5 protein-coding genes and 1 pseudogene are annotated in these 5,303 nt (G+C 71.5%); 4 read left to right on the forward strand and 2 right to left on the reverse strand.

The annotated features are described in order from the left end of the window. Positions 1–136, reverse strand: a pseudogene (locus SACPADRAFT_RS34030) (DUF2470 domain-containing protein); the annotation flags it as partial. A gap of 264 nt (positions 137–400) precedes the next feature. On the opposite strand from SACPADRAFT_RS34030, the gene SACPADRAFT_RS0215140 reads away from it, so the two are divergent. Both SACPADRAFT_RS0215140 and SACPADRAFT_RS0215145 read left to right on the forward strand, forming a co-directional pair. Then, positions 401–1,255, forward strand: a complete 855-nt coding sequence (locus tag SACPADRAFT_RS0215140; RefSeq protein WP_040924397.1) for a hypothetical protein — start codon at positions 401–403, stop codon at positions 1,253–1,255. Then, on the forward strand, positions 1,252–1,881 hold the full coding sequence (locus tag SACPADRAFT_RS0215145; protein WP_007026347.1) for a helix-turn-helix domain-containing protein: 630 nt from the start codon (positions 1,252–1,254) through the stop codon (positions 1,879–1,881). The genes SACPADRAFT_RS0215140 and SACPADRAFT_RS0215145 overlap by 4 nt, the downstream gene beginning before the upstream one ends. A 50-nt stretch (positions 1,882–1,931) precedes the next feature. On the opposite strand, the gene SACPADRAFT_RS0215150 is transcribed toward SACPADRAFT_RS0215145, so the two are convergent. Beyond that, positions 1,932–2,531, reverse strand: a complete 600-nt coding sequence (locus tag SACPADRAFT_RS0215150; protein ID WP_007026348.1) for a TMEM165/GDT1 family protein — start codon at positions 2,529–2,531, stop codon at positions 1,932–1,934. Positions 2,532–2,779: 248 nt separating this feature from the next. Here SACPADRAFT_RS0215150 and SACPADRAFT_RS0215155 point away from each other — a divergent pair, with 248 nt between their 5' ends. Further along, positions 2,780–4,333, forward strand: coding sequence for a cytochrome ubiquinol oxidase subunit I (locus SACPADRAFT_RS0215155; protein WP_007026349.1), 1,554 nt, complete (start codon positions 2,780–2,782; stop codon positions 4,331–4,333). A gap of 321 nt (positions 4,334–4,654) precedes the next feature. After that, positions 4,655–5,303 (forward strand): cytochrome d ubiquinol oxidase subunit II (gene cydB / locus SACPADRAFT_RS30640; RefSeq protein ID WP_007026350.1); only part of this gene is annotated, 649 nt, incomplete at its 3' end.

The following is a 5,303-nucleotide window of genomic DNA, read 5'->3' on the forward strand; positions in this document are numbered from 1 at the left end:
CGGCGGCGCCCGTCCCGGGGCCGACACGCGGGCCGAGGGCCGGGATGAGGGCCGCGGGACCGCCCCGGACCGCGATCGTCTTGGCCCGTTCGGCGGGACGCGGGACAGGCGGGCGCTGGGGAAGTGGTTCGCTCACGGCGGGGACCTCGCATCGGACGACGATGTCGCGCACGCCGTCCGGTACCGCTCCGGTGTCACCCGATCGGCGTACTCATTAGGCAAGCCTAACCTCGCGGATCCGTATGTCGAGGGTGTCGTTGCGCACGTCCGTTGCCGGTCGGGCGTGTCTCCGCCCGCGCGCCCGGGTGGCGGCGTCGGGGAGGGCCCGGCACGCGTTCGTTGAACGAACGCTTTCGTCCTGATTCCGTTCGCTATTAGCGTGTGGGACGTGTCAAGCGCTGTGGAACTCCCGCCCCCAGGCCCCCGAGGAACCCCACCGCTGCTCGCGCGGCTCGTCGACGACTCGGCGCTGTTCCCTCCCGGAGACCCGTCGATGTCGGAGGCCCTGGTCAGCCACCTCGACAACAGGGCCGGTGAGCACGCGGGCGTGCTCGGGGTCTTCCTCTGCCCGGCGTCCCGACTCCCGGAGATGATCACCGAGCTGATCAAGATCAGGCCGAAGGAGCCGTTACCGCTCTCGCTGATCATCGACACCGGCCTCGGCGGGGTTCCGAAGGCGATCTCCATCGTCGAGTCCCGCGAGGAACTGTTGTCCCTGCGGATGGTGGAGATGCCCGCACCCTCCGACGTCGACGAGGTGTGGCTGGAGCGGGTGTCCGAGTTCGTGCCCGAGGACGTCGCCCGCGTCGTCGAGCCGCGCCGGGGAGTCGGCTGGCTCGACGGTGTGCGCAAGGTGCTCGAACACGGCAGTTGGCCGAAGATCCGCTGTGGCGGGCTGTCGCAGGAGAACTTCCCGGGTGTCGACGAGGTCGCCGACTTCTTCTCGGTGGTCGGCGGTGCGCCCGGCGCGTCGTTCAAGGCGACCAACAGCCTGCACCGCGCCGTCCGGCACACCGACCCGGACAGCGGCTTCGAGCACCACGGGTTCCTCAACCTGATCGTCGCGGCGGCCCGGTGCCTGTCCGGCGGCGACGTCCGCGGTGCGCTGGGTTCCACCGACGGGGACGCGCTCGCGGCGGAGGCGGGCAAGCTGGGTGACGAGGCCGCCCGCGCCGTGCGCTCGATGTTCACCTCCTACGCCTCGGCGACCTTCGACGAGTCGATCGCGGATCTGAAGGGGCTGGGGCTGTTGTGACGCGGGAGGGCTCGCTGACGCTCGACCGCGGGCTCGCGCTGCTGCGGGCGGTGGCCGACGCCGAGGGGTCGGCCACCGTCTCGGAGCTGGCGGTCGCCGTCGGTACCAGCCGGGCCGCCGTCTACCGGCTACTGGTGCCGCTGGCGGAGCGCGGGCTGGTGTGGCGGGACGGCAGCCGGGTCCGGCTCGGGGCCGGGGTGCTGCGGCTGGCCGAACGGATGCTGCCGCAGCTGCGGGCCGTCGCCCGGCCCGTGCTGCGCGGGCTGGCGGAGTCGGTGGGCGCCACGGCACACCTGTCGGTGGTGGAGGGCGAGCACGTGCACGTCGTGGCGGTGGCCGAACCGTCGTGGACCACCTTCCACGTCGCCTACCGGGTGGGCAGCAGGCATCCCGTCGCACGCGGAGCGGTGGGGGAGGCGCTGGCCCAACGGCACCGCGGGGACGCCTGGGCCGCCGTCGCCGGGGATCCGCAGGAGGGCACGTTCGCCGTCGCGGCCCCGGTGCGCGGTGTGCCGGGGGTGCGGGCGGCGTTGGGGGTGGTGTCCCTGACCGACCTGGACGACGCCGCGGTCGGTGCCCGCCTTGCCGAGGCCGCCACCACCCTGGCGGACGAACTACGCGGCTGAGTGCGGCGGCGCGCGCCGCCGCACCGCCCAGGCACGCCGACCGCCCGTCGTCACACGAGGAGACTGCCGAACGCGAGAGCGGCCAGCCCGGCGAGCACGAACCCGGCCATACGCTGCAGCGGTCTCGGCCGGATGCGGTCCCGCAGCTTGCGGCCGACCAGCACGGCCAGGCCGGAGACGCTCAGCACGGCGAGCAGCGACCCCGCGGCCACCGCGAGCGGCTGGGCGGAGTTCGCCGCCAGCCCCGCCATCGTCAGTTGGGAGGCGTCCCCCCACTCCGCGGTGAACAGCACCGCGAACGAGGTCAGACTCGCCCGCACGAAACCGGTCGATGTGCCTCCGCTGCGCGCCGCGTCGACGGAGTCGTCGTCGCCCGATTGAAAGCCTTCCCGGAGCAACATCACGGCGCCGACGCCGAACATCGTGCCCACGGCTACCGAGACCACGGGATCCGGCAGAGCCGTGAGCACACCACCGAAGGTCACGGCGACCAGCGTCTGAAGGGCGAACGCCACCGCGATCCCGAGCAGGACCGCACGCACGGGGAACCGGGTGGTGAGCACGAGCGTCGCCACCGTCGTCTTGTCCGGCAGTTCGACGGCGGCCACGAGGGCGAACGTCGACACCAGGGCCACGAGCGCGGAGGTCACGGCGGCACTCACCTCCCTTTCCTCTGACACGATAAAGGCGAATCGCTGTACCGGGTAGTGAATCGGAATCGCGAATCGCCCCGTACGGTTCGGCCAGCTCGTTTTCCGGGTGCGCCTGAAGATTGATTGAGGCAGGCCGAAAACAATCGTCCGGGACGCACGTCCGTCTGGCGCGGGACCTTGGTCCCGCGCGGTCCGGGATCCTGGGACCTGACGCGGATCCGCAGGTCGCAGGCAGAGTCGATCTCGTGAGCGTCCTCGAGCTAGCGCGGTGGCAGTTCGGTATCACGACCGTCTACCACTTCCTCATGGTTCCGTTGACCATCGGCCTGTCGGTGCTGGTGGCCGGGATGCAGACGGCGTGGCTGCGCACGGGTGAGCAACGTTACCTGCGCATGACGAAGTTCTGGGGAAAGCTGTTGCTGGTCAACTTCGCGATGGGCGTGGTGACCGGCATCGTGCAGGAATTCCAGTTCGGCATGAACTGGAGTGCCTACTCCCGCTTCGTCGGGGACGTGTTCGGGGCGCCACTGGCCATGGAGGGCCTGGTCGCCTTCTTCGTCGAGTCGACGTTCCTCGGTCTGTGGATCTTCGGGTGGGACCGGCTGCCGAAGCGGGTCCACCTGGCGTGCGCGTGGGCGTTCTCGCTGGCCACGATCGCCTCGGCGTACTTCATCCTGGCCGCGAACTCATGGATGCAGCACCCGGTGGGCGCCGAGTTCGTCGACGGCAGGCCCACGATGACCTCCATCGGTGCGGTGCTGACCAACAACACCGCGCTGGCCGCGATCCCGCACACCGTGGCGGGGGCGTTCGCCGTGGCCGCCGCGTTCCTCGTCGGCGTCGCGGGATGGCGGCTCTGGCGCGGCCGTCCTCGCGCGGGCGCGGAGGACGGCGACCGGGACGTGTGGCGGTCGTCGCTTCGGCTGGGGTCGTGGGTCGGCGTGGTGTCCTTCGCGGTGCTGGTGATCAGCGGGGACGCGCAGGCCAAGCTGATGTTCGAGCAGCAGCCGATGAAGATGGCCGCCGCGGAGGCGTTGTGCCACACCGAGGAACCGGCGGGCTTCTCGATCATGGCCCTCGGCGACGTGGCCGACGCCGACTGCGACAGCGTGCAGACGTTCACCGTGCCCGCCCTGCTGTCATTCCTGGCCCACGGCGACCTCGACACCGAGGTCAAGGGGATCGACGACCTGGTCGGTGAGTACCGGGAGCGCTACGGCCGCCACTACCCGGACGACCCGGCGCTGGGGGAGCTGGCGGGCGAGCCGGTCGACTACGTGCCCAGCCTGCCGGTGACCTACTGGGGTTTCCGCATCATGATCGGGTTCGGCGCGCTCTCGGCGGCGATCGGGGTGGTCGCGTTGTGGTTGACGCGCCGGGGACGGATCCCGGAATCGCGCTGGTTCCCCCGGATGACCCTGGCCGGGATCGCGTTGCCGTTCGTCGCCAACAGCGCGGGCTGGATCTTCACCGAGATGGGCAGGCAGCCGTTCGTGGTGGTGCCGAACCCGAGCGGGGTCGACGGCGTGTGGATGTACACCGCCCAGGCGGTCTCGAACGTGACCACCGCCGAGGTGTGGACCTCGCTGATCGCGCTGACCACCGTGTACGCCGTCCTCGGCGCGGTCGAGCTGTTCCTGCTCGTGCGCTACGTCCGGGGCGGTGTCGCCGGGGTCATGGGCGGCCCGGGTGGCCCGGACGGCCCGGACGGCCCGGACGACCCGGACGGATCCGACGGCTCCGGTCCGGACGATCCCGGTTCCGGTGGGTCGGGGGAGGCGCTGGCGTTCGCCTACTGACCCGTGCCGACCGCGCCACCTGCGCCACCGACCCCGCCACCGACCCCGCCACCGACCCCGCCACCGACCCCGCCACCGACCCCGCCACCGACCCCGCCACCGCCACGCCGCCGACCGCGAGGAGGACACGATGCACCACAGCTCTCCCCGGGCTCCCGCGACTCTTCAAGATCAATTTTTCCACCGCCGCTCACCTGGGGTTTGTGGACAACGATGGCGGTTGTCCACAGCCTGGGGAACACCTGTTCCCCGCAGCGCCGTCCCGGGTGACCCTGGTGCCCGGGAACGCGGCCACGCACACGAGGGAGGAGGGCACCGCTAGTGGACCTGCCGACACTCTGGTTCTGGGTCATCGCCCTGTTCTGGCTGGGCTACCTGTTCCTGGAGGGGTTCGACTTCGGGGTGGGCATGCTCCTGCCGGTACTCGGACGCCGCGAGACCGAGCGCCGGGTGCTGATCAACACGATCGGCCCGGTCTGGGACGGCAACGAGGTGTGGTTGATCGTCGCGGCCGGCGCCACGTTCGCGGCGTTCCCCGCCTGGTACGCGGGCCTGTTCTCCGCGGCCTACCTGCCGCTGCTGCTCGTGCTGCTGGCGCTGATCGGGCGGGGGGTCGCCTTCGAGTACCGGGGCAAGGTCGACTCGGCCCGCTGGCGGGCCGTGTGGGACCGGGTGATCGTGTTCGGCTCCTGGGTGCCGCCGTTCGGGGTCGGGTTGATCCTCGCGACGACCGTGTTCGGGCTGCCGCTGGACGCCGACGGCGACCGGGTCGGCTCGGTGCTGGAAAGCGTGCGCTGGGAGACGGTGCTCGGTGGGCTGGCCGTGGTCGGGTTCTCCCTGGTCCACGGGGCGGTGTTCCTGGCGCTGAAGACGGAGGGCGAGCTGGCCGACCGCGCGCGCCGGATCGCCCTGCGCGCGGCTCCGGTCGCCCTCGCGCCCGTCCTCGGCCTGCTGGTCGCGGTGCAGGCGG

The organism is Saccharomonospora iraqiensis subsp. paurometabolica YIM 90007 (assembly GCF_000231035.2).
In the GTDB taxonomy this organism is placed as follows: domain Bacteria; phylum Actinomycetota; class Actinomycetes; order Mycobacteriales; family Pseudonocardiaceae; genus Saccharomonospora; species Saccharomonospora paurometabolica.